Here is a 15,437-nt window from a genome sequence, read left to right as displayed (position 1 = left end):
GTGACGTAACATATGCCCAGCGGCACTCGCAATGAGGGCTGTTCATTCCAATAAATCAACGAGGGGTTTTTCATGTTTCAACAGCTCAGGCGTGTTGTCCTGTTCACGGGTATTGCCGTGTCTGCGTTTTTGGTGGGTTGCGCGGGCCCGGCACCCAACTATGCGCCGTCCATCGACAACGTCGAGACGCTCAAGAAAATGGACGGCGCGCGTGCCGTGAAGACCGGCGTCATCAGCGTTGCGCCAGACCTGCAAGGCGGCGCCTCGCTGAGCCTTCGCGCCAATACCATGACCTCACCCGTCGGCAAGAACTATGGCGATTACATCGCCGCGGCGCTGCGCCAGGAACTGGAGCTGGCCAAGCTGCACAACCCGCAATCGGGCGTTGAAATCAGCGGCACCCTGCTCAAAAACAACATCGACGCGGGCGGTATGAGCACTAACGCCGGGCAGATAGAGGCGCGCTTCGTCGTGACGGCCAACGGGCAGGTACGCTTTGACAAGGTCAAGCGCATAGAGCGCAAGTGGGAAAGCTCCTTCGCCGGCGCCGTGGCCATTCCGCTGGCGGCCAACAACTACCCGCTGATGGTGCAGTCGCTGGTCGCCTCGCTGGTGACCGATCCCGACTTCGTCAAAGCCATTCGCAACTAAGCCGGGACATCCATCATGAACCGATTTGTTGGCTATGTTTTTTCCGCGCTGGCCTGCGTTGTATTGTTTGGCTGCGCACACCCCATCACCATGAACCCGGACCTCGCGGCGGTCACCTTGCCCACCGGCGCCAGGCCCATCGCAAAAAAAGTGGGTTACCACATCCCTGATGCCTTGCGTTCGGTGGAGGTGACAACACCCGGCGGCGGCGGTGACAAGGTGCGTTACTTCCCGTACCGCGATATCGAACCGGGCTTCTACAAGGCGCTGTCCGAAGCCTTCAGCAGCGTGACCAAGGTTCAAAATCCCAAGGACTTCGCGGCGCTGCAGGCTGGCGGTGTTGCATTGCTGATCACGCCGGAAATCACCACCAATTCGTCTTCCGACGGCGCATTCACCTGGCCACCCACACAGTTCACAGTCAAGCTGGTTTGCACCATTGTCGATGCCGGTGGCAAGCCCGTCGAGACGATACGGGTCAGCGGTGAAGGCGGCGCTACTTTCTCGGAATTCAAGAGCAATTTCTCGCTGGCTGCTGTGCGCGCTTCCAACGACGCGCTGGCCAAGCTGGTCAAGGCGCTGGTCGAGTCGCCCGCGCTGCGCAAGTAAGCACTTTCAGGCCGGCCGGCGGTCGGCCTGAAACCTGGCCCACTTATTTGATGCGGTTGACCAGGAACACCCCAAAAATCGCCAACCCTCCGCCAGCCAGCAAACTGATACTCAAGGGCTCCCCCAGAATCAGCCAACCCAGCAGCACGCCAAACACCGGCACCAGGTTGTTGAACACCACGGTGCGTGCCGCGCCCAGCTGGCGCAGGCCTTCGTAGTACCAGACAAAAGCCACCGCGGTGCCGAGCACGCCGAGAAACGCCAGGCCGGCCCACACCTCAGGGGTGAATGATTCGGCATGTACACCAGAGATGTCGCGCAGGGCCAGCAGGCCCAGGAACAGCGTGCCCCAGATGGCGGCCCAGAGCGTGGCCAGCACCGGCGACAGGCCCTGCAGCAGCTTGCGTCCCAGCAGCGTGTACACCGCCCAGGCGCACACCGCGCCGAACATCGACAGCTCACCCTTGCCGAGCGACTGCGCGATTTGCGAAAGGTCGCCGCGCGTGACGACGATCCACACGCCGAGCAACGCCAGGGCCACGCCCAGCCAGCGCATTGGCGAAAGCCGGTCGCCCAGGAATGCGGCGGCCAGTAGCAGCGTGACCACCGGGTTCAGGGCAATGATGAGCGAGGTGCGGCCTGCCGGCAGCACGGAAAGCGCCGTGAAGAACAGCAGGTTGTAGATAAAGATACCGGTGGCGCCCAGCGCCATCGTGCCCAGCAGCTGGCGGCGCGACAGTGTCGTGAGTGCGCGCAGGCCTTCGGTGAAATGCAGCGCCACCAGCAGGGCCAGCGTGGCAAACACAAAGCGTATGAAACCCGCCGTGGCGGGCGGCAGGTGGGCCGAGATGACGCGCCCGGCAATGAAGGTGCCGCCCCAGAGAAAGGGCACGCAGGTCAGGCGCAGGTACAGGCCCAGAAGGCTTTTACCCGCCGGGGGAGCCGTGGCGGCGATGCCGGGCAGGGGGGCTGCGGTGGACGATGTGGCTGTGGCTGTCATGCGGTTTTTGTTGGGAAAAAGGCTGGCATCGGTTAGATTGATGCATGAGATTAACTGCTATTTAATTCACCATCAAATGAGTGTTTACTCATCATTACCCATGCACCGCTTTACCGTTTTACCGCTTTTCCAAGCCGGCCATGACACTCGCCCAACTTGAAGTCCTGATCACCCTCGATGAATGCCGCAGCTTTTCACGCGCGGCCATGCGGCTGGGCACGACGCAATCGGCCGTCAGCCATGCGCTGCGTGCACTTGAAACGCAGTTCGGCGTCAAGCTCGCGCAACGTGACGCTTCCGGCGTGGCCATGACGGATGCCGGCGAGCGGCTGTTGCTGCGCGCCCGCGAAATGACCGCCCTGGCCGCCACCATGACGCAGGAGCTCGGCGACGCCCGTGAGCTGAAAACCGGCACGCTGCGCATCGGCTCGTTTGGGCCCACGTCCACCGTCAACCTTTTGCCGCCACTGTTGGCGGCATTCAAGAAGCGCCACCCGGGCGCGCAGGTGCGCATTGAAGAGGAAAGCGACGAAGTGGTGGATGACTGGCTGCTGCAAAAGCGGGTGGAGCTTGGATTTGTCGTCGTGCCCGACGAGCGTTTTGAAGTGCTGCCGCTGGTGCAGGACGAGTTTGTCGCCATCCTGCCGGCCAAACACCCACTGGCCAAACACAAGGCCGTGCCGGTTACTGCTCTGACGGGGCTGGACTTTGTGCTGACGGAGGCCGGTTGCGGGCCGGTCATCGTGCCCATCCTGCAAAAAAACATCGCGCTGCCCAAGGTGCTGTATCACTTCACGCAGATCATTTCCATCCTGCAATTTGTGCAGCAGGGCCTGGCAGTGTCGGTAGCTGCCCGACTGGCGCTGCCTGATGCGCCCAAGGGCGTGGTTTACCGGCCCTTGTCACCGCCGCAACCCCGAACGGTCGGCCTGGCCTGCCTGGATGTGGCCAAACTCTCGCCGCTGGCACGCGCGTTCTGGAACACCGCCCGTGAAGGGGCCAAGGCGCACTGAGTCAGGTTGCTACTTATTTGATAGCTGCTTGCGCTTGTCCTGATTGAATTTCAGCCGGTTTCTTCCTAAATTAATAAGGACTGCTGGCGGGCTTTTCTGCGGGCTTGCCTGGCACCGTGCCGCCGGTGCTCACGAGTGGGTCCATCAAGTACCATCAGCCCATTCCGCAGGCTGGCGTGCAACATCGCAGCACGGAAAACAACAGGGAGGCTGGGGTCATGATTATCTGGAGCATTGTTTGGGGTGCCGTGCTGGGCTGGTTCTGGCCGGGCTACGGCGATTTCGGTGTTTTTCTGGGGGGCTTCCTCGGGTTGTTCGCAGGCCTGTCATTGCGCTGGGCCGTGCGTGCTGAAGTCGAGGCCGCGCGCAAGAAGCATGCGCCGCAGGTGAGGACAGCGACTGCATCAGCAACACATCCGCCTGCCATTCCGGCCACGGCAGACGACGGCGGATTCAAGGAATTTGAGAACACCGCTCCTTCGCCCGTTGCCCCGCTTCCTGCCCGTGCACCTGCTGCGCCGCAAACCATGGCGCCAGCGGCCGCCAGCGCTCTCAGTGCCGTCAGCAATGAAGAGGCATCCCTGCAAGAAGACCTGGCCCCGAACGGCTTGCCGCGTGGCCAGGCAGCACCCGCCACCCGGCCGGCTTACACACCGGCCGAGCCCAATGCCATCGAGCTGGCCCTGATTGCCGGCAAAAACTGGTTCCTGGGCGGCAACACCATCGTGCGGGTCGGGCTGGTCATCTTGTTCATCGGCCTGTCGTTCCTGGCACGCTACGCGGCATCGGCCGGGCTCTTTCCGGTGGAGTTCCGGCTGACGGCCATCGCCGCCGCAGCGATTGCGCTGCTGGCCGTGGGTTTTCGCAAGCGCACGGAAAAGCCCGGCTTTGCACTCGCGCTGCAGGGCGCCGGCGTGGCGGTGATGTACCTCACGGTGTTTGCGGCCTTCCGCATGTACGGCCTGCTGGAGCCACTGCCTGCCTTTGGTTTGATGATTGTGGTGTGCGCGCTGAGCTGTGCGCTGGCATTGCTGCAAAACTCGCGCGCGCTGGCAGTGGCCGCATTCGCCGGTGGTTTTGCCGTACCGATTCTGCTGTCGACAGGGCAGGGCAGCCATGTGGGCCTCTTCAGCTATTACTCAGTGCTGAACCTGGCCATTCTGTTCATTGCCTGGAAGCGCTCATGGCGCATCCTGAACGTGGTGGGTTTTATCGCCACCTTCGGCGTGGCCACTGCCTGGGGTGTTCTCAAGTACACGCCAGAGCATTACGCCAGCACCCAGCCCTTCCTCATCGGCTTTGTACTGATCTATCTTTTTGCCGCCATCCTCTATGCGCGCAACACGCCCACGAAGCTCGGCAACGCCGTCGACACCATGCTGGTGTTCGGCACGCCGCTGGTGGGCTTTGGCCTTCAGGCCGGGCTGGTGCGCACCATGGAACTGGGCACGGCCTTTTCGGCGCTGGGCTTTGCCGCGCTGTACCTGGTGACGGCGATGGTGCTGGTACGCCGGGCGCTGTCCAGCTACCGCCTGCTGATCGAATGCTTTATTGCAGTGGGTGTGGGTTTTGCCACGCTGGCGGTGCCGCTGGCACTCGATGCAAAGTGGACTTCGGCTGTCTGGGCGCTCGAAGGTGCGGGCGCGTTCTGGGTCGGCATGCGGCAGGCGCGCTGGATGCCGCGCGCTTTCGGCTTGCTGCTGCAGGGCGTGGCCGCCATGGCGTTTTTGGGCGGGCTTGATGACGCGGGCGCACTGGGCAACCCTGTCTCGGCCATTCCTTTCGGCAACCCGGCCTTTATCGGCGCCATGTTGATCGCGCTGCCGGCGCTGCAGCTGGCGTGGTGGCTGCGCCGGCCCCTGCCGCACAGCGAGTCTTCGTGGGCCAAGGCCTATGCCGGCGTGGAGTCGCAGCTCAGCGTTCCTGTTTACCTCTACGGCTTTTTCTTCTGGTGCCTGGCCTGGTTGCTGGAAATCAACCGCCGCGTGCCGGCGCTGGAAGCAGATGCCTTTCCTCAGCAGGCCTTTAGCGACCGCACTACCGGCCTGCTGATGATGCTGGCGGTGGTGGCCAGCGCGGCCTTGTCGATGGTGCTTGGCCTGAAGAAGCAGTGGACGGTGGCGACCTGGCCCGCGCGCATCACCGTGGGTGTGCTGGCGTTGGGTTATGTGGCGCAGGCAGGTCAAGGCTACCGCGTACTCGCTACTCCGGCGTGGGCTGTGTGGCCGGCGGTGCTGGTGCTGCATTACTGGATGCTGCGGCAGACGGACCGCCAGGCGTTGGCGCAGGCTACGTCCACGGGCGCCTCTCAGTCGCCCTATGGTTTCCTGCACGCCGCAAGCGCGTGGCTGGTGACCTTCCTCCTTGCGGATTGCCTGTGGTCGGGTATCGGCAAGGCCGAGCTCTGGCGCACTTCGTGGGCCGGCGTGGTCCTGCTGGTCAGCGCCATCGCCGTGCTGATGCTGCTGGCGGTGTGGGCAGGGCGGGCCAACAGCGCGGCCCTGCGACAGGGCGCGAAGTGGCCCCTCAATCCGCATGCCCAGGCTTACTACTGGTATGCAGCCTTGCCGCTGGCGGTGCTGGTGTTCTGGGGGGCTCTCGCCGCCGCCGTCACTTCCTCGGGCCACACCGCGCCGCTTCCCTACATCCCGCTGCTCAACCCGACCGACCTGACGCTTGCGCTCGCGCTGGGCGCCCTGGTGTTCTGGCGCCGCGTGCTGGTGACGGCCGCGCCGCCGCCGGGCAATGCGGGCTGGGTGACGGGCCGCAATGCGTTGGTGGCGCTGGCTCTACTGGTGTTTGTCGCCGTCAATACCGTGTGGCTGCGCATCGCCCACCATTTCTTCGGCGTGCGCTGGGATGCCGACGCGCTGTTCGGCAGCTTCGTGGTGCAAACCGGTTACGCCATTTTGTGGACGCTGCTGGCCCTGAGCCTGATGGTGCTGGCGCACCGGCGTGTGCAGCGGCCGCTGTGGCTGGTGGGCGCGGGCCTGCTGGGCCTGGTGGTCGTCAAGCTGCTGTTGATTGACCTGTCGAACGCCGGTGGTGCGGAGCGCATCATCGCGTTCATTGTGGTGGGTGTGCTGATGCTGGTGGTGGGCTACTTTGCGCCGCTGCCGCCCAAGGCCGCCGGCACCGCCACTGCGCAAGATGTTTTGCCCGAAGATGCGGGCGACCTGAAGGTAACTCAGTCATGAAAATCAACCAACGCTTTTTAACCCAGGCGCTAACTCTGGCGCTCTCCACCGCGCTGGCAGCCCCGCTGCTGGTGCTGGCCGCCGACGCCGCGGACGCCGGCAGCGCCAAATCGTATGCCGTTCGCATACCCGTCGCGCTGGCGCCTGATGCGCCGTTGCAGCGGCTGGTGGTGCCCGCCGAGGCCCTGGTGCGGCTGCAAAGCGCCGGTTATGGCGACATACGCCTCTTCAACGCGGCGGGTCAGCCGGTGCCCATGGCGCTGGCCAATGTCGCCGCGGAAACGGCTACGCAGGAGCAGCAGGTCAAGCTCACGGCGTATCCCATCCTGGGTGCCGCAAGCGCCGCCGGCCTGGAAGGCCTGTCGCTGCGCATTGAAGAGCGGCAGGGCCGGCGCGTGGTGCAGCTCAACACGGGCAGCGCGGCAAACACCGCGGGTGCAGCTTCATCGCAAAAGGTGCTGGGCGCGCTGCTCGACACACGCAGCGTCAATGCGCCGGCCGCCCGCCTGACGCTGGATGCCGACCTGCCGGTCGGCCAGCCAGTCAGCTTTAATGTGCAGGCCAGCAAGGACCTGAAGAACTGGCGGCCCCTGGCCGACACCGTGTTGTACCGCGCCGATGCTTCTGCCAAGGCCACGAGCCTGGGCGACAACAGCCTTGCGCTTTCTATGGCGGATTTGAAAGACCAGTACCTGCGCATCACCTGGGGCGACGCCGGCGTTACCCTGCGCGGCGCCACGCTGGTCACGTCCCGCAGCACGGCCCTGCGCCAGCGCGTGGGCGCCACCATGGCCACGCCGGTGCTGACGAATCCCCATGAGCTGACTTTTGCGTTGCCCTTTGCCACGCCTGTTGCCGCTTTAAAGATCACGCCGCAAGGCAGCAATGTGCTGGTGCCCATCCGCGTGCTGGGCCGTAATGACCGCAACCAGCCTTGGGCCCTGCTGGCCAGCGCCGTGGTCTACCGGATGACAACCGCGGGCAAAGAACAAACCAGCGGGCCGGTCGAATTGCAGGGCTCATCAGTGCGCGAAATGAAGATCGAGGCCGATCTCAAAACGCCGGGGTTTGCCGCCGCGCCTGAAATCGTCCTGCAGTTCGAACCGGCGCAGCTCATCTTTCTGGCCAGCGGGCAGGGCCCTTTCACCCTGGCAGCGGGCCTGGCCAGCGCAACGGGGGCTGCAGGCGCTTTTCTGCCCATGGCCAGCCTGATTCCCGGCTACAAGGCGCAGCAGGAAAACTCCCTGCCTGTCGCCCAGGCCGACGTGTCCAAAGCAGACGTCACCGGTGGCAGTGCCGGTGCGGCCGGCCCGCTGGTGGCGGCGCAGCCCCCCAGCCAGGGCATGCCGACACGCAGCCTGGTGCTGTGGGGCGTCTTGCTGGCGGGTGCCCTGGCGCTGGGGCTGATGGCGTGGGTGCTTCTCAAACAGACCCGGCAGCCTGCGAAACCCGGTCAATAGGTTCGCACCGCCGCTGCCTGAGTCATATTGCTATTGTTTTAATAGCTGCTTGCGCAAGTCCTTATTGGCCTAGAAGCACTTTTGGCTGAAATTTTGCACGCCGGGTGCTAAAAAAAGCCTTCACGTTGCGCACATTCGCGTCGCTGGTGAAAAGCCGTTGCGCCAGCGCCAGGTAGCGAGGCATGTCGGCCACATGCACCACCAGCATGAAGTCCGGCCCCGGTGAGACGCGGTAACACTGCTGAACGGCGTCGTCCTGCACCACCCTCGTTTCAAATGCCTCTTGATGTTCCGTGCCCTGGCGATCCAGCGTGATCTCCACCAGCGCCGTCAGCCCGTGGCCGGTGAGGGCGGCCAGCTTGTCGGGGCTGAGCAGCGCGATTTCACGTTCTACCAGCCCGGCATCGCGCAGGCGTTTCACGCGGCGCAAGCAGGTCGGCGGCGAGATATGGGCGCGTTCGGCCAGCGCCTGGTTGCTCAGCGATGCGTCGGTTTGCAGGCTGTCCAGTAGCTTCACGTCGACGTCATCAATGATTATTTGTTCCATTAAGGAAATATAAATGAAATTTAATTCAATACATTGGAATAAATGAAATTAAATTCCATTCAAACGAAAAAATAGATCACATTGGAAAACTGTAAATACGTAGCATCACCGCATTGACCTTCAGGAGACCTTCATGTGCGGCATTGTTGCTTCCGTTTCGACCCGAAATATCGTTCCCATCCTGGTGCAGGGTTTGCAGCGCCTCGAATACCGCGGTTATGACTCCTGCGGCGTCGCCGTGTACGCCGGCGGCCTGAAGCGCGCTCGCAGCACCTCGCGTGTGGCCGAACTGCAGGAGCAGGTGAGCGCTGACAAACTCGAAGGTGGCACCGGCATTGCGCACACCCGCTGGGCCACCCACGGCGCGCCCGCAGTGCACAACGCCCACCCCCATTTCAGCCACGGCAGCGGCGCGGGCGCCACGGCGCGCGCAGGCAAGGTCGCGTTGGTGCACAACGGCATCATCGAAAACTACGAAGAGCTGCGCACCGGCCTCAAGGCCAAGGGCTATGTCTTCGACAGCCAGACCGACACCGAAGTCATCGTGCATTTGATGGACAGCCTGTACGACGGCGATTTGTTCGAAGCCCTCAAGGCCACCGTGGCACAACTGCACGGCGCGTATGCGATTGCGGCCTTCTGCAAGGACGAGCCGCACCGCGTCGTCGGCGCGCGCGCCGGCTCGCCGCTGATCCTGGGCGTCGGCAAGGACAAGACCGAGAACTTCCTGGCCAGCGACGCCATGGCCCTGGCCGGCGTGACGGACCAGATCGTCTACCTCGAAGAAGGCGATATGGTCGACATCCAGCTCGGCAAGTACTGGGTACTCAACAAAGAAGGCAAAGCCGTCCAGCGCGAAGTCAAAACCGTGCACGCCCACAGCGGCGCCGCAGAGCTCGGTCCGTATCGCCACTACATGCAAAAAGAAATCTTCGAGCAGCCGCGCGCCATTGCCGACACGCTCGAAGGCGTGGAAGGCATCGTTCCTGAACTGTTCGGCGACGAGGCTTACCGCGTCTTCAAGGACATCGACTCGGTCCTCATCCTGGCGTGCGGCACCAGCTACTACAGCGGCTGTGCCGCCAAGTACTGGCTCGAGTCGATAGCCGGCATCCCCACGCAAGTCGAAGTGGCCAGCGAATACCGCTACCGCACATCGGTACCTAACCCGAAGTCACTCGTCGTTACCATCACCCAGAGCGGCGAAACCGCCGACACGCTGGCCGCACTGCGCCACGCGCAAAGCCTGGGCATGACGCAAACCCTCACCATCTGCAATGTGTCAACGTCAGCCATGGTGCGCGAATGCAAGCTCGCGTACATCACGCGCGCCGGCGTTGAAATTGGCGTGGCTTCCACCAAGGCTTTCACCACCCAGCTCGCAGGCCTCTTCCTGCTCACGCTGGCCCTGGCCCAAAGCAAAGGCAAGCTCAGCGACGAAGAAGAAGCCGGCCACCTCAAAGCCATGCGCCACCTGCCCGCCGCCCTGCAAGCCGTGCTGGCGCTGGAGCCCCAAGTCATCAGCTGGGCCGAAGACTTTGCCAAGATGGAAAACGCACTCTTCCTCGGCCGCGGCCTGCATTACCCCATCGCACTCGAAGGCGCCCTCAAGCTCAAGGAAATCAGCTACATCCACGCAGAGGCCTACCCCGCCGGTGAGCTCAAACACGGCCCCCTGGCGTTAGTCACCAGCGAGATGCCCGTCGTTTGCGTCGCCCCCAACGACGCACTGCTCGAAAAACTCAAAAGCAATATGCAGGAAGTCCGCGCCCGCGGCGGCGTCCTCTACGTGCTGGCAGACGCAGACAGCCACATCGAAAGCGGCGAAGGCCTGCACGTCATCCGCATGCCCGAACACTACGGCGCGCTGAGCCCGCTGCTGCACGTGGTGCCGTTGCAGTTGCTGGCATATCACACGGCTGTGGCGCGCGGGACGGACGTGGACAAACCGAGAAACCTGGCTAAATCCGTCACTGTGGAGTGACGGATTTAGGTGGCATGATTTGTTGTTTGTAAAAAGAAAACCGGTAAAAACCTAAGAAAGACTGTAAAAAAATGGGGCTAGACCGAGACGTTCAACTAGAGCGTTGAATTAAATGTTGAATTCCGTCGAAATCTGACCCACTTAGCGCAGTAATTTCCATCCAAAACTGACCCACGTAGGCACTACTCTGCTTGTTTTAAAAGCAGAGGGAAATTAGGAGTGATAGACGTGGCGACATTGAATGTCATCAGGCGTTGGGCATTGAGGGGTCAGATGTCCATCCGCGAGATCTCAAGGCGTACAGGCCTGGCTCGCAACACAATTAAAAAGCACCTGCGATCGGAAGAGAGCGAGCCCAAGTACCCAAGGCGGGTCAGCTCAAGCAAGCGCTATCCCTACGCCGAGAAGCTGGCCACCTGGCTGGATATCGAGGCAACAAAATCGCGGAAACAGCGGCTCACTTGAGGCAGATCCACACAAGCTATCGGTTCAAAAACAGCTCTGCAAAGACTCAGCCAAAAAAGGAGAAAACCAAGAACTTATCCACATCGTGAGCACCTTCTGCTCACAAAGGGTGTGGGTCAAAATTCGATGGAAAACTCGGGTCAGACTTCAGTGCAATTCAACAGTTTCGACCCAGCGGCACGCAAATGCTTGAGGTAGGCGCAGAACATATCGGCCATTGCGTCCGCGTAGACTTTGATCTCTGCGTTTGTGCGACTGCTTTCCGAAAAATCCTTTCCGGCAGCGCTGAGAGTGGCGGTAATCAGGTCGCCGGCCAGTACACGAGTTACCTGCGGCGCCTTGGGCAGCGCTTCCCGCATGAAGGCTTGAATAATTCGGTCTCCCGACGCCTTCGCCGCGTGTGCTTCAGGTGCCTCGCGGTAGAGCGGTGCAGCGTCATTGAGCGCCACCCGCATTCCAGCCTCGTCACACTCCGATCGAATGAAGGCGTGAACCAGTGCCCGCAGCCTTTCAAGCGGCGCCTTCTGAACATCCTTCAGGATGCTGCGCAGCATATCTGTCGTCTGCTGCCACTCGTCGCTTTGCAGCCGGAATAGGATCGCCGCCTTATTTGGGAAGTACTGGTACACCGAGCCGACACTAACTCCGGCTTTTTCCGCGACGCGCGCTGTCGTGAATCGATGTGCTCCTTCCTTGGCCAGAACCTGAGTGGCCGCCTCCAGAATTGCAGCGACGAGTTCAGTCGAGCGGGCCTGCTTGGGCTGTTTTCTCGAGGAAATCTGAGGAATCTGGCGGTCAGTCATGGCGGCGTGGCGTGTCCAAAATAATGCGAATAGCGAATGCGAGGAATTAATCGTATTCTATGGATGCGACGAATTGATCGCATTTTATCGCGCGTTAAGTAACGCTTACCCAGATTGGACACTTCAATGATTGCAACACTTATCTCCCCTCCGCTCGCCCCGTTGTTGGACACGTTATTCGCGCAGGCCAATGCCGCCACCAGCCCGACAATGGCAGGCGTTTCGCGTGAAGAGCGAGAACGCCTGATGCAAAGCAAGACGGAATACTTGAGTTTGTATGGTCTTCTAAAAGATTTATGGCTTCCGGTCTCGCGCGAAACCGGCGCACTGCTTTATATGCTGGCGCGCAATGCCAATGCTGCAAACATCGTCGAATTCGGCACCTCATTCGGCATTTCAACTCTGCACCTGGCTGCGGCACTGCGTGACAACGGCGGCGGCAATCTGATCAGCACTGAATTCGAGCCCTCCAAAGTGGCGCGGGCGCGGGAACATCTTGCCGAGGGCGGCTTGGCCGACCTGGTGGAAATCCGCGAGGGCGATGCACTGAATACCCTCGCGACCGATCTGCCCGAAAACATTGATCTGCTGCTGCTCGACGGAGCCAAGGCGCTTTACGGCGACATTCTGGATCTGGTGGAGAGCCGCCTTTTGCCAGGTGCGCTGATCGTGGCCGACAACGCCGACCAGAGCCCGGACTACCTAACCCGAATGCGTTCGCCCGGCAGTGGCTACCTGTCCGTGGCGTTCGGCGAGGACGTGGAGTTGTCAATGCGGCTTGGCTAAGTCAACGTTCGCAGGGCCTCAGGAACCGGGTATTGAATTTCGTCGAAATCTGATCCACTTATCGCAGTAATTTCCATCCAAAACTGACCCACGTAGGCACTACTCTGCTTGTTTTAAAAGAAGGGGGAATTTAGGAGTGATAAACGTGGCGACATTGAATGTCATCAGGCGTTGGGCATTGAGGGATCAGATGTCCATCCGCGAGATCTCAAGGCGTACAGGCCGAAACTCGCTCCGGCAGCACTTGAGACGCTCAGTGCGACGGTACAGCACCGATTTGCTGTAACAAGCCAAGCATATCGGGCTGGCCGCGTTCTTCGACGAACTTACTGTTGGAGAGCCGGTAGATGTTCATGGCCTGCACCACGATTTTCTTCCCTGTAGGTGAAACACCGAAGAACGTTCCTTGATGTGTGCCGCGCATAATGAACCGGGCGGCCACTTTGTCACCCTCGGCCACCATTTCTTCCAGGGTCCACTGGATGTCGGGGAACCCCCCACGCATCATTCCAATGATTGCGAGATAACCGGCCGGGCCTCGCATTGGCTCCGGACTTCCCGGCACATGAAAGATCGCGTTTGGCGAGATGAGTTCTTCAGCCAATGTTTCACTGGCGGTGTTGATGAACTCAACAAATCGCTGCATGGTGAGTTTGTTCGCTTCTGATGTCACGGTAATGCTCCTCTATCGACGCTACTGGTGGTTCAAAGTCGTAAGCGCTTGTGCCGCCCAACGTACTGTATACCGCAAGGTTGAATTCCGTCGCACTTTGATCTATGACCTAATTGAGCAACGCGGGAAGCACCTCGCCGCGGCACTCACCAAAGCCAATGCTTGCAGCGCCAGGTTTCTCGCACCAACCGCGCAGGGTGACGACATCGCCATCGTGCAGAAAGGCGCGTTGCTCTCCGTTGCCGAGGGTCAGGGGGGCCAGTCCGCCCTTGGTCATCTCGATGATGGCGCCTTCCTCGCCATGTGCCGGGCCCGAGATGGTGCCGCTGCCCAGAAGGTCACCGCTTTGGAGGTTGCAGCCGCCCATGCTGTGTTGCGCGACCATCTGGGCGAAAGTCCAGTACTGGTGCTTGAAACTGGTGCGGGACACACGGGTGGGAGCCTGAGCCGCGGCGCGTTGCGGGCTGCTTTCGATCAGCACATCAAGTTGAATGTCGAGCACGCCGCCCGCGAGATTGGCAGGGCTGTTCAGATAAGCCAGAGGCTGAGGGTCACCTGCAGGACGGGAAAATGGCAACCTGAAAGGCGCCAGTGCCTCCATGCTCACAATCCATGGTGAGATGCTGGTGCAAAAATTCTTTCCCAGAAACGGGCCGAGCGGCGCCATTTCCCAGAACTGAATATCACGGGCAGACCAGTCGTTGAGCAGGCAGACGCCGAAGATGTGTTCTTCGGCCTGCGCGATCGGGATAGGCTCGCCCATGGCGTTGCCCGGGCCGATAAAGATTCCAAGTTCCAGTTCGTAATCGAGCCTGCCGCAAGGAGCGTATATCGGCTCGGTTGCGCCCGGCGGCATCATCTGCCCCATGGGGCGGCGAAACGGCGTACCACTGATGACCACGCTTGAGGCGCGTCCGTGATACGCGATTGGCAGCCATTGGAAGTTGGGCGTGAGCGGATCACTGTCCGGCCGGGCAATGCGACCCACATTGCGCGCATGGTGAATGGATGTGTAGAAGTCCGTGTAGTCTGCAATACGCGATGGCACCCGGTACTCCACCATAGCCTGGGACACGAGGCAGGCGCGTATGGCCTCCTGCTGCGGGGCGGTCACATTTTCGCGCAGCAAGGCAAACAAGGCGTGGCGCAAACTGCGCCATGCGCCTGGGCCGAGTGCCATGAAATCGTTGAGCACGGGCAAGGTACAAGCCTGGCATCCCTGCAGGGCCAAACCGTGCAGCACACCGCTGCGGCTCAACGCCGCGAGATCCACGACTTGCCCGCCGATGGCCACTCCGCCGCGATAGGCTTCTGCGCTGCCCTGTCGGCGAAAAACCGCATAGGGCAGGTTTTGGATAGGAAAATCCGTGTGGCCGTTGGCCTCTTCAAGCCAGCTTTGGGTAGTTAGTGCGTGGGTGTGGTTCAGGTCCATGGCAATGCCTCAGATGGTAGCCATCAAGGCATCGTCAAAAATTGCCACCGCGCGGGTCCACCCTGCCGAGGCGCCACGAATTTTGTGTGGAAAGCAGCTGATAAAGAATCCATCTGAAGGCAGGACTTCCAGGTTGTGCAGCTTCTCCAGATGGCAATAGCCGATATCCCGGCCAGCCTTGTGGCCCTCCCAAATCAGTGACGCATCTTTGGTCTCGCCGTACTTCTTTGCCGTGTGCACAAAGGGCGCGTCCCAACTCCACGCGTCGGTGCCGGTCAGGCGGATGCCGCGCTCGAGCAGATACATGGTGGCTTCATAACCCATTCCAACGCCTGCGGCGACGTAGTCCTGTTGGCCGTAGCGGGATCCGGCCCGGGTGTTCACCACGACAATCTCCAGCGGCTTGAGCGTGTGCCGAATGCGTGCGAGCTCTGATTCAACATCGTTTGCCGTCACCACATACCCATCAGGCCTGTCGCGAAAGTCGAGTTTCACGCCGGGTTGAAAGCACCACTCCAGTGGCACGTCGTGAATGGCAATCGCGGGTTTTTTCCCATCCAGCGCCTGGTCCATGGTGGAGTGGAAGTGGTAGGGCGCATCCAGGTGAGTACCGTTGTGCGTGGAAAGCTGCACCAGTTCAACGGCCCAGCCTTCCCCTTCCGGCAGGTCCTCTTTTTTCAGGCCCGGGAAGAAAGGCGCGATCTGCTCATAGGTGTTGTTATGCGTGAAATAGGTGATCCGCGGCTCCAGGCCGGGCGGATCAGAGGCGACATCGTTTTCGAGGTAAATGGACAGGTCAACAAACTTTCTTGGCATG

General features: G+C 61.3%; 13 protein-coding genes and 2 pseudogenes. 9 read left to right on the top strand and 6 right to left on the bottom strand.

Translation table 11 applies throughout. The annotated features are described in order from the left end of the window. The first annotated feature begins 72 nt into the window (after window positions 1–72). A complete protein-coding gene (locus AC1D1J_RS10595; protein ID WP_477694652.1) occupies window positions 73–651 on the top strand; it encodes a hypothetical protein in 579 nt (192 codons plus the stop codon). A gap of 15 nt (window positions 652–666) precedes the next feature. Then, window positions 667–1,260 carry a hypothetical protein gene (locus AC1D1J_RS10590; RefSeq protein ID WP_477694651.1) on the top strand — a complete coding sequence of 198 codons (594 nt, stop codon included), beginning with the start codon at window positions 667–669 and terminating at the stop codon, window positions 1,258–1,260. 43 nt (window positions 1,261–1,303) lie between these two features. On the opposite strand, the gene AC1D1J_RS10585 is transcribed toward AC1D1J_RS10590, so the two are convergent. Continuing rightward, entirely contained in the window at window positions 1,304–2,260 is a 957-nt protein-coding gene (locus AC1D1J_RS10585) for a DMT family transporter (RefSeq protein WP_477694650.1), read from the bottom strand. 140 nt (window positions 2,261–2,400) lie between these two features. Between AC1D1J_RS10585 and AC1D1J_RS10580 the strand changes: the two genes are divergently transcribed. The 3 genes from AC1D1J_RS10580 to AC1D1J_RS10570 all read left to right on the top strand — a co-directional run bounded on the left by AC1D1J_RS10580 (window position 2,401) and on the right by AC1D1J_RS10570 (window position 7,930). Then, a complete protein-coding gene (locus AC1D1J_RS10580; RefSeq protein ID WP_477694649.1) occupies window positions 2,401–3,273 on the top strand; it encodes a LysR family transcriptional regulator in 873 nt (290 codons plus the stop codon). A gap of 218 nt (window positions 3,274–3,491) precedes the next feature. After that, window positions 3,492–6,470, top strand: coding sequence for a DUF2339 domain-containing protein (locus AC1D1J_RS10575; RefSeq protein ID WP_477694648.1), 2,979 nt, complete (start codon window positions 3,492–3,494; stop codon window positions 6,468–6,470). Continuing rightward, the gene (locus AC1D1J_RS10570) at window positions 6,467–7,930 is read left to right on the top strand and encodes a DUF3999 domain-containing protein (protein WP_477694647.1); all 1,464 of its coding nucleotides are present in this window, start codon (window positions 6,467–6,469) and stop codon (window positions 7,928–7,930) included. The genes AC1D1J_RS10575 and AC1D1J_RS10570 overlap by 4 nt, the downstream gene beginning before the upstream one ends. Before the next feature lie 61 nt (window positions 7,931–7,991). Here AC1D1J_RS10570 and AC1D1J_RS10565 read toward each other — a convergent pair whose 3' ends face one another. Continuing rightward, entirely contained in the window at window positions 7,992–8,477 is a 486-nt protein-coding gene (locus tag AC1D1J_RS10565) for an Lrp/AsnC family transcriptional regulator (RefSeq protein WP_477694646.1), read from the bottom strand. Window positions 8,478–8,610: 133 nt separating this feature from the next. Here AC1D1J_RS10565 and glmS point away from each other — a divergent pair, with 133 nt between their 5' ends. After that, window positions 8,611–10,461, top strand: coding sequence for a glutamine--fructose-6-phosphate transaminase (isomerizing) (gene glmS / locus AC1D1J_RS10560; RefSeq protein WP_457282491.1), 1,851 nt, complete (start codon window positions 8,611–8,613; stop codon window positions 10,459–10,461). 219 nt (window positions 10,462–10,680) lie between these two features. Further along, window positions 10,681–10,923, top strand: a pseudogene (locus AC1D1J_RS10555) (IS21 family transposase); the annotation flags it as partial. A gap of 143 nt (window positions 10,924–11,066) precedes the next feature. Here AC1D1J_RS10555 and AC1D1J_RS10550 read toward each other — a convergent pair. After that, window positions 11,067–11,729: a TetR/AcrR family transcriptional regulator gene (locus AC1D1J_RS10550; RefSeq protein WP_477686207.1), complete on the bottom strand. Its 663-nt coding sequence runs from the start codon at window positions 11,727–11,729 to the stop codon at window positions 11,067–11,069. A 126-nt stretch (window positions 11,730–11,855) separates the two neighbouring features. Here AC1D1J_RS10550 and AC1D1J_RS10545 point away from each other — a divergent pair, with 126 nt between their 5' ends. After that, the gene (locus AC1D1J_RS10545; protein ID WP_477686206.1) at window positions 11,856–12,515 is read left to right on the top strand and encodes an O-methyltransferase; all 660 of its coding nucleotides are present in this window, start codon (window positions 11,856–11,858) and stop codon (window positions 12,513–12,515) included. Window positions 12,516–12,651: 136 nt separating this feature from the next. Next, window positions 12,652–12,765, top strand: a pseudogene (locus AC1D1J_RS10540) (XRE family transcriptional regulator); the annotation flags it as partial. Window positions 12,766–12,768: 3 nt separating this feature from the next. Here AC1D1J_RS10540 and AC1D1J_RS10535 read toward each other — a convergent pair. From AC1D1J_RS10535 to AC1D1J_RS10525, 3 genes are all read right to left on the bottom strand, one after another. Further along, a complete protein-coding gene (locus tag AC1D1J_RS10535) occupies window positions 12,769–13,188 on the bottom strand; it encodes an ester cyclase (protein ID WP_477686205.1) in 420 nt (139 codons plus the stop codon). Window positions 13,189–13,297: 109 nt separating this feature from the next. Continuing rightward, entirely contained in the window at window positions 13,298–14,620 is a 1,323-nt protein-coding gene (gene fahA, locus AC1D1J_RS10530; RefSeq protein ID WP_477694645.1) for a fumarylacetoacetase, read from the bottom strand. A 9-nt stretch (window positions 14,621–14,629) separates the two neighbouring features. Continuing rightward, the gene (locus AC1D1J_RS10525) at window positions 14,630–15,436 is read right to left on the bottom strand and encodes a cyclase family protein (protein WP_477694644.1); all 807 of its coding nucleotides are present in this window, start codon (window positions 15,434–15,436) and stop codon (window positions 14,630–14,632) included. Window position 15,437: the final 1 nt, after the last annotated feature.

Source organism: Polaromonas sp. P1_F8, assembly GCF_056405635.1.
Note: the sequence above shows the minus strand (reverse complement) of the source record. Positions and strands in the feature narration are given on the sequence as shown.